General features: G+C 65.5%; 1 rRNA gene. It reads left to right on the top strand.

What is annotated here, in order from left to right:
- Nucleotides 1-92: ribosomal RNA gene (locus WA616_RS24400) — 16S ribosomal RNA — on the top strand; the annotation flags it as partial.
- Nucleotides 93-229 lie beyond the last annotated feature (137 nt).

Here is a 229-nt window from a genome sequence, read left to right as displayed (position 1 = left end):
GTGGGAGGGAGCCGTCGAAGGCGGGATCGGCGATTGGGACGAAGTCGTAACAAGGTAGCCGTACCGGAAGGTGCGGCTGGATCACCTCCTTTCTAAGGAGCAACTCGCTCGGCGACCTTGAGGGTTGTCGGGTGCAGAGCCATGCCAGGACGAGACGGTCCGCCCAGTCCGGGTGGGTCGCGGGGTGCCTGGATGGTGCTCGAGGGTGGAACGCTGACCAGTTCGGCCG

The sequence above is a fragment of the Geodermatophilus sp. FMUSA9-8 genome (assembly GCF_037034165.1).
In the GTDB taxonomy this organism is placed as follows: Bacteria; Actinomycetota; Actinomycetes; order Mycobacteriales; family Geodermatophilaceae; genus Geodermatophilus; species Geodermatophilus nigrescens.
Note: the sequence above shows the minus strand (reverse complement) of the source record. Positions and strands in the feature narration are given on the sequence as shown.